11 protein-coding genes are annotated in these 13428 nt (G+C 67.7%); 8 read left to right on the top strand and 3 right to left on the bottom strand.

The features are described from left to right. Window positions 1-36 precede the first annotated feature (36 nt). Together argE and ACV22Z_RS09715 are read left to right on the top strand one after the other, a co-directional pair. Window positions 37-1257, top strand: a complete 1221-nt coding sequence (argE, locus tag ACV22Z_RS09720) for an acetylornithine deacetylase (protein WP_448076087.1) — start codon at window positions 37-39, stop codon at window positions 1255-1257. 60 nt (window positions 1258-1317) lie between these two features. Next, a complete protein-coding gene (locus ACV22Z_RS09715; protein WP_448076086.1) occupies window positions 1318-2334 on the top strand; it encodes a threonine/serine dehydratase in 1017 nt (338 codons plus the stop codon). A gap of 560 nt (window positions 2335-2894) precedes the next feature. Here the strand turns inward: ACV22Z_RS09715 and ACV22Z_RS09710 are convergent. Next, window positions 2895-5420: a penicillin-binding protein 1A gene (locus ACV22Z_RS09710; protein ID WP_448076085.1), complete on the bottom strand. Its 2526-nt coding sequence runs from the start codon at window positions 5418-5420 to the stop codon at window positions 2895-2897. A gap of 488 nt (window positions 5421-5908) precedes the next feature. Here ACV22Z_RS09710 and ACV22Z_RS09705 point away from each other — a divergent pair, with 488 nt between their 5' ends. From ACV22Z_RS09705 to ACV22Z_RS09690, 4 genes are all read left to right on the top strand, one after another. Next, window positions 5909-6589, top strand: a complete 681-nt coding sequence (locus ACV22Z_RS09705) for a PspA/IM30 family protein (protein WP_448076084.1) — start codon at window positions 5909-5911, stop codon at window positions 6587-6589. A 79-nt stretch (window positions 6590-6668) separates the two neighbouring features. Further along, window positions 6669-7832, top strand: a complete 1164-nt coding sequence (locus tag ACV22Z_RS09700) for a tetratricopeptide repeat protein (RefSeq protein WP_448076083.1) — start codon at window positions 6669-6671, stop codon at window positions 7830-7832. Between the two features lie 235 nt (window positions 7833-8067). Next, entirely contained in the window at window positions 8068-8508 is a 441-nt protein-coding gene (gene mscL, locus ACV22Z_RS09695) for a large conductance mechanosensitive channel protein MscL (protein ID WP_448076082.1), read from the top strand. 335 nt (window positions 8509-8843) lie between these two features. After that, window positions 8844-9290 carry a hypothetical protein gene (locus ACV22Z_RS09690; RefSeq protein WP_448076384.1) on the top strand — a complete coding sequence of 149 codons (447 nt, stop codon included), beginning with the start codon at window positions 8844-8846 and terminating at the stop codon, window positions 9288-9290. Between the two features lie 162 nt (window positions 9291-9452). Here the strand turns inward: ACV22Z_RS09690 and ACV22Z_RS09685 are convergent, their stop codons facing one another. After that, window positions 9453-10343, bottom strand: coding sequence for an NAD(P)-dependent oxidoreductase (locus ACV22Z_RS09685; protein ID WP_448076081.1), 891 nt, complete (start codon window positions 10341-10343; stop codon window positions 9453-9455). 159 nt (window positions 10344-10502) lie between these two features. Here ACV22Z_RS09685 and ACV22Z_RS09680 point away from each other — a divergent pair, with 159 nt between their 5' ends. Both ACV22Z_RS09680 and ACV22Z_RS09675 read left to right on the top strand, forming a co-directional pair. Further along, on the top strand, window positions 10503-10712 hold the full coding sequence (locus ACV22Z_RS09680; RefSeq protein ID WP_448076080.1) for a dodecin: 210 nt from the start codon (window positions 10503-10505) through the stop codon (window positions 10710-10712). Window positions 10713-10879: 167 nt separating this feature from the next. Then, window positions 10880-11809 (top strand): LysR substrate-binding domain-containing protein, encoded by a 930-nt coding sequence (locus ACV22Z_RS09675; RefSeq protein WP_440627528.1) that lies wholly within the window; start codon window positions 10880-10882, stop codon window positions 11807-11809. A gap of 155 nt (window positions 11810-11964) precedes the next feature. Here the strand turns inward: ACV22Z_RS09675 and ACV22Z_RS09670 are convergent, their stop codons facing one another. After that, a complete protein-coding gene (locus ACV22Z_RS09670; RefSeq protein ID WP_448076079.1) occupies window positions 11965-13383 on the bottom strand; it encodes an 8-oxoguanine deaminase in 1419 nt (472 codons plus the stop codon). Window positions 13384-13428 lie beyond the last annotated feature (45 nt).

Raw genomic sequence — 13428 nt, 5'->3', positions numbered from 1 at the left:
CGTATGATTTTCCCATTCATCAGACGGAGTTCAGCCATGTCCACTCTCGACGCGACGGTGTCGTCGGCCGCCACCCAAGGCGACGCATCGCTCGTCAGCCTGCCCTGGGTCACGCAACTGGTGGCGATGGACACGACGAGCCGCGTGCCGAACCTCGGCCTGATCGAAACGGTGCGCGACGCGCTCGCCGCGAAGGGCATCGCGTCGACGCTCACGCACGATCCGCGCGAAGGCTGGGCGAACCTGTTCGCGACCGTGCCCGCGCACGACGGCACGACCGACGGCGGCATCGTGCTGTCCGGGCACACCGACGTCGTGCCCGTCGACGGCCAGCAATGGGATAGCGACCCGTTCCGTCCTGAAATCCGCGACGGCCGCCTGTACGGCCGCGGCACCTGCGACATGAAGGGCTTCATCGGCGCGGCGCTCGCGCTGTTGCCCGACATGCAGGCGACGAAGCTCGCGAAGCCGATCCATTTCGCGCTGTCGTACGACGAGGAAATCGGCTGCGCGGGCGCGCCGCTGATGATCGCGGATCTCGTCAAACGCGGCGTGAAGCCGTCCGGCTGCATCGTCGGCGAGCCGACCAGCATGCGGCCGATCATCGCGCACAAGGGCATCAACGCATACCGCTGCTGCGTGCGCGGCCATGCGGCGCACTCGTCGCTGACGCCGAAGGGGCTGAACGCGATCGAATACGCGGCGCGCCTGATCTGCCACATTCGCGACCTCGCGGAGCGCTTTCGCGCCGAAGGCCCGTTCGACGACCTGTACGACGTGCCGTTCACGACCGCGCAGACCAGCACGATCCAGGGCGGCAACGCGATCAACACGGTGCCGGCCGAATGCCGGTTCGATTTCGAGTTCCGCAATCTGCCGACGCTCGATCCCGAGCAGATCTATGCGCGCATCGAAGCGTATGCGCAGGAAACGCTGCTGCCGCAGATGCGCCGCGAGCATCCGAACGCGGCGATCGAGTTCTCGAAGATCGCCGCGGCGCCGGGTCTCGACGCGACCGAACAGGCCGCGATCACGCAGCTCGTACGCGCGCTGACCGCCGACCAGGACAAGCGCAAGGTCGCATACGGCACCGAGGCCGGCCTGTTCGAGCGCGCAGGCATCCCGAGCATCGTGTGCGGGCCCGGCAACATCGAGCAGGCACACAAGCCGAACGAATACGTCGAACTCGCGCAGCTGGCCGCATGCGAGCAGTTCCTGCGGAAGTTCATCCGCAGCATGTCGGTCGACGCGCACTGACCGTTCCCCGCCACGCCGGCCTGCGTGTGCGGGCCGGTTAATTCCCCCACACGCCAGGCCATGTCGACACCACAACAGGGCACCGCCCACACGATCGACGGCGAGCCGATCCCGACGCTCGACGAAATCGCCGCGCAGCACTTCGCGCTGTCGCCGTGGCTCGCGCGCACACCGGTGTTCGAGCGCGCCGACCTGCCTTCGCTCGAAGGCACGCATGTCAACTTCAAGTTCGAGCTGCTGCAGGCAAGCGGCAGCTTCAAGGCGCGCGGCGCGTTCACGCATCTGCTCGCGCTCGACGAAGCGCGCAAGAGCGCCGGCGTCACCTGCGTGTCGGCCGGCAACCATGCGGCTGCGGTCGCATTCGCGGCAATGCGGCTCGGCAGCAGCGCGAAGGTCGTGATGTTCCAGACCGCGAGCCCGACGCGCATCGCGCAATGCAAGCAGTACCGCGCGGAAGTCGTGCTGGCGGCAAGCGCGTCGCAGGCATTCGACCTCGTGCGCCGGATCGAGGCCGAGGAAGGCCGCTTCTTCATCCATCCGTTCAACGGCTATCACACGATCCTCGGCACCGCGACGCTCGGCTACGAATGGGCAACGCAGACGCCCGACCTCGACGCGGTGATCGTGCCGGTCGGCGGCGGCGGGCTCGCGGCCGGCGTGTCGACCGCGCTGCGGCTCGCGAACCCGCGCGTGCGCGTGTACGGCGTCGAGCCGGAAGGCGCCGACGCGATGAGCCGCAGCTTCGCGGCGAATCACACGGTCAAGATGACCGCGATGCACACGATCGCCGATTCGCTGATGGCACCGCACACCGAGGAATACAGCTACCAGCTGTGCCGGCGCCACATCGAGCGCATCGTCACCGTGTCCGACGACGCGTTGCGCGCGGCGATGCTGTTCCTGTTCTCGCACCTGAAGCTCGCCGTCGAACCGGCGTGCGCAGCCGCGATGGCCGCGCTGCTCGGCCCGCTGCGCGAAACGCTGCAGGGCAAGCGGGTCGGCGTGCTGCTGTCGGGCACGAACACCGATCCGGTCACGCTCGGCATGCATCTCGCGCACGCGAAGCTGCAGCGTTGACGCACGCAAGGTTATCCACGGTTCGTGTTGAAGAGCCTGTTGAAAAGTTTCGGGAAACTGCGCCAACCCATTGATCCGACTCGGCTTTCCCGGCGCGATGCCGGATGCGGCAGCGGCCGCGCCGCGCACGCCGCGGAACTTCGGGTTATCCCCAATTCCTGTTGAAAGAATTGTGGAGAACTTTCCAATAAGCCCGCCAAGCCATTGTTTCGACTAGAGAAAATGCCGGCACCCCCGGTTGCGTTGCAGATTGGGCAGCGCCCGCCGCTACCGCGGGTTATCCACAATTTTTGTTGACAGGCATGTTGATAAGGTCGGGATCAGCGGGCCAAGTCCTTGATGCGAAAGGAATCGTCCGGTCCGCACGCGTCGTGGGCCGCGGTGTGGCGCGACGGCATGTCGCCGCGATTGCACGGCCACGTCGTGCAGTGCTGGCGCGCACGCGTGCCGCCCTCCGCTGAGCCGGCTCCGCCTCATCGTCCGGATAAAAAAACGGCGGCCCGCGCGATGCGGCCGCCGTTCGTCGTGTCACCGGCGCAGCAAGCGCCCGCCTTCACCGATCAGGGCTTGTTGCCCTCGAACATGTCCATGATCTGCTGCTTCTCCTGCGGCGTCACGGGCGGCGGCGCCAGGCCCGCCGCGCCGGCCGAGCCGAGCGCGTCGTTCGCGCTGATCGCGTTCTCGGCCGGGTTGATGTCAACGCTGCCGACGAAGCCGCTGCCCGGCGTGCGGTCCGCGTAGTACAGCTCGCCGTCGATCGTCGCCAGCCCGTCAGGCATCGGCATCGGCTGCTCGGGCACGCCGTTGAGCGCGGTGCGCATGTAGTTCACCCAGATCGGCAACGCGAGCTGCGCGCCGAATTCGCGGCTGCCGAGGCTCTTCGGCTGGTCGAAGCCCATCCACGCGACCGCGACGAGCGACTGCTGGTAGCCGGCAAACCAGCCGTCCTTCGCGTCGTTCGTCGTACCCGTCTTGCCTTGCAGGTCGGCGCGGCCCAGCGCGTTGGTGCCCGCGCCCGTGCCGGCCGTCGCGACGGTGTGCAGCAGGCTGTTCATCACGTACGCGTTGCGGCCCTCGATCGTGCGCGGCGCGGTGTTGCCCGCGATCACCGGCTGCGCCTTCTGCAGCGGCTGGCCGTGCGCATCGTCGACCTCGGCGATCAGGTACGGATCGACCTTGTAGCCGCCGTTCGCGAACACCGCGTAGCCCGTCGCGAGCTGCAGCGGCGTGACGAGGCCCGCGCCGAGCGCCATCGGCAGGTACGGCGGCGTCTTCGCCGGATCGAAGCCGAAGCGCTGCGTCACGTACTCCTGCGCGTACTGCGTGCCGATCGACGCGAGAATGCGAATCGACACGAGGTTCTTCGAGCGCTGCAGGCCCGTGCGCATCGACATCGGACCGTCGGGCTGATCGTCGTCCTTCGGCTCCCACGCGGTGCCGCCCGGCAGGCTCGGCGGGAAGTACAGCGGCGCATCGTTGATGATCGTCGCCGGCCCGAGGCCCTTGTCGAGCGACGCCGAGTAGATGAACGGCTTGAACGACGAGCCCGGCTGGCGCCACGCCTGCGTCACGTGGTTGAACTTGCTCTTGTTGAAGTCGAAGCCGCCGACGAGCGAACGAATCGCACCATCCTGCGGCGCGATCGCGACCAGCGCGCCCTCGACCTGCGGCAGCTGCACGACCTGCCAGCCGGACTTCGCGTCCTTCATCACGCGCACGATCGAGCCGGGCCTGATCCGCAGCGTGTCGTTCGCGCGCGGGCCGAGCGCGGCGGCGACGAAGCGCAGCCCGCCCGCGCCGATCGTCGTCGTCGCGCCGCCGACGAACTGCACGTCGACCGCGTTCGGCGCGGCGGACAGCACCACTGCCGACTGCAGGTCGCCGTTGTCCGGGTGATCGGCGAGCGCGTCGTCGATCGCCTCGTCGCGGTCGTCGCCCGCCGCCGGCAGCGTGATGGAGCCTTCCGGCCCGCGATAGCCGTGACGGCGCTCGTAGTCGAGAATGCCGCGGCGCACGGCCTGGTAGGCCGCTTCCTGGTCGGCCGCGTTGATCGTCGTCGTGACGGTCAGGCCGCGCGTGTACGTTTCGTCCTTGTACTGCGTATACATCATCTGCCGCACCATCTCGGCGACGTATTCGCCGTGCACCGCGTACTGATTGCCCGGCGTGCGCACGTGGATCTCTTCCTTGACCGCCACATCGTACTGCGGCTGCGTGATGTAGCCGATCTCGAGCATCCGCTTCAGGATGTACTCCTGGCGCACCTTCGCGCGCTTCGGATTGACGACCGGGTTATACGCGGACGGCGCCTTCGGCAGGCCCGCGAGCATCGCGGCCTCCGCGAGCGTGATGTCCTTCAGGTCCTTGCCGAAGTACACGCGCGCGGCCGCGGCGAAACCATACGAGCGCTGGCCGAGGTAGATCTGGTTCATGTACAGCTCGAGGATCTGATCCTTCGTCAGTGCCTTCTCGATCTTGTACGCGAGCAGCATCTCGTAGATCTTGCGCGTGTAGGTCTTCTCGCTCGACAGGAAGAAGTTGCGCGCGACCTGCATCGTGATCGTGCTCGCGCCCTGCCGCGCGCCGCCATGCATCAGGTCGGCGACACCCGCGCGCATGATGCCGAGGAAGTCGACGCCGCCGTGCTCGTAGAAGCGGTAGTCCTCGATCGCGAGCACCGCCTTCTTCATCACGTCCGGAACGTCCTGGAAGCGCACGAGGCTGCGGCGCTCCTCGCCGAACTCGCCGAGCAGCACGTGATCGGCCGAGTAGACACGAAGCGGCACCTTCGGCTGGTAGTTCGTCAGCGCGTCGAGCGACGGCAGCTGCGGCGCCATCACGACGAGCGCGTAGCCGACGATCAGCGCGCCGACGATCGCCAGCGTGACGATGAGGCCCACGAACCACAGCGCAACGCGCGAACCGAACGAGCGGCGGCCCCGGCCGCCCCCGCCGCCCCCCGGCGACGCGCGGTGCGCGTCGCGGTCGTCGTCATCGGTGTAATAGGCTCCCGACGGCGAACGGCGCAGCGTGTAGTGGGGTTCGTTCCGCTGGGGAGAAGAAGACGGTCGTTTGATAATTGGCATGTCGGAATGTCGGACGCGCGCGGCGCCCTCGGACGCATGCGGAATGCAAGCGGATGAATCAGAGAGGGGTGTTTCGTGGCTACTGTCACGTCGACAGACCCCGTCGCGCGGCGATCCGTTCCCGCGACGTGACAGCGCATTTTAATGAAATCGACCGATCGGCTTCGCGATTTTTTGTAAAAATTCCCTCACTCCATGTATCCGCGCGACATTTTGCCCGCCCCCGCGGCCTATCATGAACACGGAACACGGCATGCGTGTGGCGCGCAACCTTTCAATGACGAAAGGCCGGGCGCGACGCCCGCGCGGCACGCGCGAGCGCGGCGCGGCCGCGGGGCAACCGCACATTCGCACCGCTTGATATCACGCGTTTAAGCCGTATTTAAGTGTACCGGTGGTGTAATATCCGCCGGCACTGGCGGTCCGGAACCGGCCCCGCCACAGGCCATGCCGCAGCCACGCGGCGCCTTTCAAACACGGAGGATTTCATGTCGCTTTTCGACTCTATTTCGCGCACGATCAAGGGCCTCATGAACGATGCGGCCGATTCGGTGCAGGATCCGTCGCGCGATGCACGCCAGATCGTGCGAGAGCTCGACGACAGCATCGGCCGCGCCGAAAACTCGCTGATCGAGATCGAGGCGCAGGTCGCGACCCAGCGCAGCAAGCGCGATGCGGCCGACGACAAGGTGAAGAAATACGAAGACGGCGCGAAGCGCGCGCTGCAGGCCGGCGACGAAGCGCTCGCACGCGAGGCGCTCGGCGCGCAGTCGAACGCCGAAGCAGAGCGCGATGCCCTTGCGGCCGAACTCGCGACGCTCGAGCCGTCGGTCGACAAGCTGAAGGGGCAGATCGCCGACATGCGCCAGCGCCGCAACGACCTGAATGCGCGGTCGAACATCCTGCAGGCGAAGCAGGAAATCGCGCAGGCCAAGGACGTCGCGGCAACCGCGCTCGGCGGCATCGGCGGCAAAAACCTGTCGGAAGACTTCCAGAAGCTCGAGGACAAGGTCGCGCTGCAGAACGCGCGCTCGGACGCCCGTATCAACTCGGCCGACACGTCGAGCGGCAAGGCGCTCGACGACAAGCTCGCGGCGCTGAACAAGGGCCCGTCGGTCGAAGACCGCCTCGCCGCGCTGAAGAAGCAGCTCGACACGCCCGCGCAGTAACCGGCGCGCGCCGCCGCCCCGTCCGGGCGCGCGGCGCGGACCGATCGCAAGGAGACGGGCGCACGCGCCCGATTCGACCATGAAGAAATCCCTCGCCGCTCTCGGCTTCTCGCTAATGATGCTGTCGTCTGCCGCGTTTGCGGTGCCGTCGCTGCAGCAGGTCGAGCAGTCGATCGCGCAGCGCGACTGGCAACGCGCCGACACGCAGCTGTCGCAAGTCATCGATGCCCATCCGAACAACGCGCACGCGCACTACCTGTATGCGCAGGTGCTCGACCGCGAAGGCCGCCCAGCCGACGCGCTCGCGCAGCTGCAGCGCGCGAAGACGCTCGATCCGCAGCTTCGCTTCACCGATCCGTCCCGCTTCGCGCAGACGGAAGCACGCGTCCGCGCGGACGCCGGGCGCGTGAGCAACGTGCAGCCGGGCACCGGCGCCGGCACGCTGCAGTCGTCGCTCGCGCCGGCCGTCGCGCCCGCCGCGCCGGCTGAAAAGCACGGCCCGTCGGCCGGCATGTGGATCGGCCTCGGCCTGATCGTCGCGGTGATCGCGCTGGTGCTGCGCTGGACGCTGCGGCGCGCGCGCTCGACCGACGACCGTCGCGCCGACGACGAACGCCGCGCGCAGCTCAAGCGCGCGACCGACGTGCTCAACGACGTCCGCCCGCTGAAGCTCGATGCGCGGCTGTCGACTGCGCCCGGTGCCGCTGCGCTGACGAGCGAGATCGAGGGCATCGAAACCGATGCGCGCGACCTCGTCGAGGCGTTGTCGAACGGCAAGAACCCGGTGCCGCCGTATCGGGTCGACGAACTCGAGAAGCGCCATGCAAGCGTGAAGGCGCGCGTCGAAGGCCGGCCAGATCCGGCCGCGCAATCCGCAGCATCGGCCGGCGGCTCCGTGTTCGCGCAGGAAGCCGATCGGGTGACCGGCGCGCAGGGCCAGCCCTATCCGCCTCAGTATCCGCAGCAACAGCAGCCGCCTGTCGTGATCCAGCAAGGTGGCGGCTTCGGCAGCGGGATGGGCGGCCTGCTGACCGGCGTGCTGCTCGGCGAGGCGATGTCGGGCGGGCGCGAGCGCGTGGTCGAGCGTGACGTGATCGTCGACGACGAGCGCCGCCGCCGCGAGGCCGATCCGGGCTTCGATCTCGGCCGCGGCGACAACGCGAACTGGGACGACGGCAGCGGCGGCAGTGGCGGCGTCGACGTCGGCAGCAACGACGACGGCTGGAACGACAACAACAGCTGACCCACACGATCCGGGGCGTCGGCGCGCGACGTCCGACGCCTCGGACCCACGCGCATTCCTTCGCATTCCCGACCGCGCCCGGCGCGCGGCGCCGATTTGTCAATCATTTCAAGATGGGCTATCGGCAATGGGGCACGTTCGCTATCATGCGGCCATCGGCGTGCCACCGACCCTCAATTCGACGCAATCGCATCGCGGCACGCCTCCCCTTGCCCCAAACAGGAGAAAGCCGCTCATGAGCATCATCAAGGAATTCAAGGAGTTCGCCGTCAAGGGCAACGTGATGGATCTCGCCGTCGGCGTGATCATCGGCGGCGCATTCTCGAAGATCGTTGACTCGATCGTGAAGGATCTGATCATGCCGGTCATCGGCGTACTGACGGGCGGCCTCGATTTCTCGAACAAATTCGTCCAGCTCGGCACGATTCCGCCGTCGTTCAAGGGTAATCCCGATTCGTTCAAGGACCTGCAGGCAGCCGGCGTCGCCGTGTTCGGCTACGGCTCGTTCATCACGGTGCTGATCAATTTCATCATCCTCGCGTTCATCATTTTCCTGATGGTGAAATTCATCAACAAGCTGCGCAAGCCCGCGGAAGTCGTGGAAGCCCCGCCGGCTCCGACGCCGGAAGACATCGTGCTGCTGCGCGAGATCCGCGATTCGCTGAAGCAGCGCTGAACGCCGGCTCGCCGGAATCCGACCAGCCCGCCTCGCGCGGGCTTTTTCATGGCCGCGCGATCCGGGCCGCCGCGCGACGCGTATCGCATTTTTTTGTGACGCGCGAATGCACGCGCCCGCGAAGCGGGTCTATGATGGAGACTAAACGACAGTACAGGCGCCAGGCGCTGACTGTGTCGATCGTGGCAGCGGGTCGACGGGAGACATCGATTCGTCGCACCGCACGAGCGCAGCATTTTCGTGTGCTATAAAGGATCGACATGCGGCGCGCATAGCCGGGAGTGGGTCGCATGAAAGTGCCGCATTTCTTGCAATTGTTTTTGAGGCGAGTGTTTATGTCCTTCCCGAAAAAACGTCGACGCGCGCAGCAGGATGGCCAGGAATCTTTCCTTGCGGTATTGCGCCATTCGAAACCGTTCGCCCAGCTCGACACCAAGATCGCACGCGCTCGCGCGCAGGACGAACCGGTGCTGTACGCGCATGTGCTTCCCGGCCTGGACGTGCTCCTGTGCAGCGTGCGCGGTGCCCAGCCGCCGTATCCGGCGATCGCCGAACTGCGCAAGCGCTGCATCGAGTCGATCGCCAATGCGCTCGAGCAGCCGCTCGACGGCCTCGAGAACGGCGGTTACTGGTACGAAGCGAACGGCTTCGGCTTCCTCGTGTTCGCGAGCCGCGCCCGCGCGCGCATCCTGCCCGAATTTGGTGCGGGTACGAAAGCGTCGATACGCAGCGGCCTCGGCCGGCAGAACGCCGGCGACACGACACCTCGCTCGCTCGGCTGATTCGACGCCGACTCTCGATGGGCCGCCTCAGCGCGGCCCATCTGCCATTCACGCGTTCCGTACGCTGCAACGGCGCGCGCAGCGCCCCTCCCCCTAGATGTACGAACGCGCGCGCTCACGAGCCGGTCGGCACGCATGTCGGCCGCACGGCCTGCGCGGCCGTTACGCTTGCTGGCGCCCATTGCCCGGCCTGACGATGTCGATGAACGCGGCGAAATCCGCATCGGCGAGCCCTTGCGCCGCGCCGAGCCGCAGCACCTGCTGCACGGTCGCCGATACCGGCATCACGGCGCCCGTCTCGCGCGCCGCGTCGGCGATTGCATCGACGTCCTTCTGAAACGTGCTCAGCGCGCCGATCGGCGCGTGCCCGCCCGACGTCATGCGCGGCACGAACGTCTGCAGCAGCACCGAATCGGCCCAGCCGCCGGCGAGCGCCTGCGCCAGACGCGCGGCATCGATGCCGCTCGCCTGCGCTAGGCCGACCGCCTCGGCAATCGCCGTGACCGTAGCGGTGACGATCGCCTGGTTGCACAGCTTCGCGGTCTGGCCCGCGCCCGCGTCGCCCATGTGCGTGATGCGCGCCGCGTAGGTGTCGATCAGCGGACGTGCCGCATCGAGATCCGCCGCGCGGCCGCCCGCCATCACCGCGAGCGTGCCGGCCTGCGCGCCGGGCACGCCGCCCGACACGGGTGCATCGACCCAGCCGACGCCCAGCTCCGCCGCGCGCTGCGCGTACGCACGCGTCACGCCGGGCGGAATGCTCGAATGATCGACGATCCGGCGCACGCGCCGCGCCGACGCGTCGCCGGACAGCAGGCCGTCCGCGCCGAACACGACGTCGCCGACCGCACGTGCGTCGAGCACGCACAGCAGCACCGTCTCGACCTGCTCCGCGAGCGCGCGCGGCGTGTCGACGACATAGGCGCCATCGCCGGCCAGCGCGTCCGCCTTCGCGCGCGTGCGATTCCATACGCCGACCCGGTGGCCCGCCGCCAGCAGATGCCGAATCATCGGCGCGCCCATCAATCCCGGTCCGCAAAATCCGACTTCCACGATATCCCTCGTCTCCGATATGGGTTGAACTTGCCGCCCATCATACCTATCACTCAATTAGCCGGGCGCATGCCGCACCGCGTTGCGCACGCGTTCACGCGCGTGCAACCGGGTGTGGCGCGTGCCCGCGACAGAACCCGACACGACAGGGAGCACATCATGAGCGACCACGTCTACAAGCTGATCGAACTGACCGGCTCGTCGCGAGAATCGAGCGACGACGCCATCCGCAACGCCATCTCCAAAGCGGCCGCGACGCTGCACAACCTGCACTGGTTCCAGGTGACCGAGACGCGCGGCCACATCGAAGGCAACCAGGTGATCCACTGGCAGGTGACGCTGAAAGTCGGCCTGCGCATCGACGACTGACCTGACGCGCCTGCGCGCGCATTCCCGCACGTCGCTCCCCGTCGCGGCCGGCACCGCGCCGGAGGGCACGTGCGGGTATCCATCTCTTGACGCTTCCTTTCGTTCATATTAAAAATCATATACCCCCACTGCCCCTCGATCAGCCCGTACATATAAACGGAGAAATCATGAGTCAGCAACGCGAGGCGATCGACACGTACCTCTTGCGCGTCTTGCACACCCTGTTGATGGAGCGCAGCGTCACGCGCGCGGCCGTCAAACTGAACCAGTCGCAACCGGCGATCAGCGCCGCGTTGCGGCGCCTGCGCGACATCACCGGCGACCCGCTGCTCGTGCGCGGCAAGTCCGGCATGGTGCCGACCGAATACGGGCTGCGCCTGCTCGAGCCCGTGCAGAACGCGCTGCGCGAGATCGAGCGCATCAAGTTCCAGCAGCACAGCTTCGACCCGGCCACGTCGATCCGCTGCTACCGGATCGGCTGCCCCGACTACCTGAACGTGCTGTTCGTGCCGACCGTCGTCGAGCGCTTCCGGCAGGCCGCGCCGAACGCGACGCTGGAGTTCCACTCGCTCGGGCCGGCCTTCGACTACGAACTCGCGCTCGAGGACGGCAAGCTCGACATCGTCGTCGGCAACTGGCCGGAACCGCCCGAGCAGTTGCACCTGTCGAACCTGTTCGTCGACGAGATCGTCTGCCTGATGAGCAACACGCATCCGTTCGCGAAGCGCGGCGGCCTCACGCTCGACCAGTACCTGAACGCGCCGCACCTCGCGCCGACGCCGTACTCGGTCGGCCAGCGCGGCGCGATCGACGTGCACCTCGCGCGCGAGCGGCTCAAGCGCCACGTGGTCGTCACGTTGCCGTACTTCAACCTCGCGCCGTACGTGCTCGTGAAGTCCGACCTGATCTTCACGACGACGCGGCTGTTCGCCGATCACTATGCGAAGTTCCTGCCGCTGTCGGTCGTGCCGGCGCCGCTCGACTTCCCGCCGATGCAGTACTACCAGCTCTGGCACGAACGCTGCCATTACTCCGACGAAGTGCGCTGGCTGCGCAGCCTCGTCGCCGAGGCCACGCGCACGCTGATCGAGCCGTAACAGGCGCGCGCGTCGCGCCGGCCGGTGGGGGCCGCGCATCGTCGCGGCCCGCGGCAACGGCGGCAACGGCGGCAACGGCGGCAACGGCGGCGCGGCGGCACCAGTGGCAGCAGTGGCGGCGGCAGCCCGATCGCCACCGCAACCGCCGCACCGCGTCAGCGCGACGCTTCGACGAGCGACCGCGCGAGCGCGTTATGACGTTCGATGACGGGCGGCAGGTCGAGCGTCGTCAGCCGCCCTTCCCGCACCACGACCTTCCCGTTCACCACCGTATACGCCGTCTGCGACGGCGCGCAGAACACCAGTGCCGCGACCGGATCGTGCAACGCGCCCGCGAACAGCGGCTGGCGCAGGTCGAACGCGGCGAAGTCGGCAGCCATGCCGGGCTTCAACGCACCGATATCGTCGCGGTTCAGCACCTTCGCGCCGCCGAGCGTCGCGATCTCCAGCGCGTCGCGCGCAGTCATCGCGTCCGGCCCGAAGCCGACCCGCTGCAGCAGCAACGCCTGTCGCACTTCCGCGACCATCTGCGCGCCGTCGTTCGATGCCGAACCGTCGACGCCGAGCCCGACCGGCACGCCCGCGAGACGCATCTTCTTCACCGGCGCGATGCCCGACGCGAGCCGCATGTTCGAGCATGGACAATGCGCGACGCCCGTACCGGTGCGCGCGAACAGGCCGATGCCCGCATCGTCGAGCTGCACGCAGTGCGCATGCCACACGTCGTGGCCGACCCAGCCGAGATCCTCCGCGTATTCGGCGGGCGTCATCCCGAACTTCTCGCGGCTGTACGCGATGTCGTTGACGTTCTCCGCGAGGTGCGTGTGCAGCGATACACCGTACTCGCGCGCGAGCACGGCCGCATCGCGCATCAGCTCGCGGCTTACCGAGAACGGCGAGCACGGCGCGACCACCACGCGCAGCATCGCGTAGCGCCCTTCGTCGTGATAGGTCTCGATCAGCCGCTGCGCGTCGCGCAGGATGTCCGGCTCGCGCTCCACGACCGAATCGGGCGGCAGCCCGCCGTCGCGCTGGCCGACGCTCATCGCGCCGCGGCTCGCGTGAAAGCGCATGCCGATCCGCTGCGCGGCGCCGATGCTGTCGTCGAGCCGGCTGCCGTTCGGATAGATGTACAGATGATCGCTCGACGTCGTGCAGCCGGACTGCAGCAGCTCGGCCATCGCGGTGAGTGTCGACACCTCGATCATCTCGGGCGTCAGGTGCGCCCAGATCCGGTACAGGTTCGTGAGCCAGCCGAACAGCTCGGCGTTCTGCGCAGCGGGAATCGCGCGCGTCAGGCTCTGGTACATGTGATGGTGCGTGTTCACGAGCCCGGGGATCACGAGGTGGCCTCGCAGGTCGAGCACTTCGTCGGCCGTGTCCGGCAGCTCGGCGGTCGGGCCGACCGCGACGATCCGGTTGTCTTCGATGTAGAGCCCGGCGTCGCGCAGTTCTCGGTGCGCGTCGTCCATGGTCACGAGCACGTCGGCGTGCTTGACCAGCAGGGTTCTGGGGCGGGATGAGGAATCGTGCGGCGCGCGTGCTTGCGCGCCGGAGTGCTGCTCGAGGTTCATGCGTTCTCCGCGTCGGTCTGCCCCAAGGCGGTGCCTGTGGGCGGT

It is taken from the genome of Burkholderia sp. PU8-34 (genome assembly GCF_053427725.1).
Note: the sequence above shows the minus strand (reverse complement) of the source record. Positions and strands in the feature narration are given on the sequence as shown.

Bases quoted from the DNA above. Each gene is read 5' to 3' on its own strand.
- ACV22Z_RS09705 (WP_448076084.1), top strand. From the start codon at position 5,909: ATGTCGCTTTTCGACTCTATTTCGCGCACGATCAAGGGCCTCATGAAC.
- argE (WP_448076087.1), top strand. From the start codon at position 37: ATGTCCACTCTCGACGCGACGGTGTCGTCGGCCGCCACCCAAGGCGAC.
- ACV22Z_RS09670 (WP_448076079.1), bottom strand. From the start codon at position 13,383: ATGAACCTCGAGCAGCACTCCGGCGCGCAAGCACGCGCGCCGCACGAT.
- ACV22Z_RS09690 (WP_448076384.1), top strand. From the start codon at position 8,844: ATGTCCTTCCCGAAAAAACGTCGACGCGCGCAGCAGGATGGCCAGGAA.
- ACV22Z_RS09710 (WP_448076085.1), bottom strand. From the start codon at position 5,420: ATGCCAATTATCAAACGACCGTCTTCTTCTCCCCAGCGGAACGAACCC.
- ACV22Z_RS09715 (WP_448076086.1), top strand. From the start codon at position 1,318: ATGTCGACACCACAACAGGGCACCGCCCACACGATCGACGGCGAGCCG.
- mscL (WP_448076082.1), top strand. From the start codon at position 8,068: ATGAGCATCATCAAGGAATTCAAGGAGTTCGCCGTCAAGGGCAACGTG.
- ACV22Z_RS09680 (WP_448076080.1), top strand. From the start codon at position 10,503: ATGAGCGACCACGTCTACAAGCTGATCGAACTGACCGGCTCGTCGCGA.
- ACV22Z_RS09675 (WP_440627528.1), top strand. From the start codon at position 10,880: ATGAGTCAGCAACGCGAGGCGATCGACACGTACCTCTTGCGCGTCTTG.
- ACV22Z_RS09700 (WP_448076083.1), top strand. From the start codon at position 6,669: ATGAAGAAATCCCTCGCCGCTCTCGGCTTCTCGCTAATGATGCTGTCG.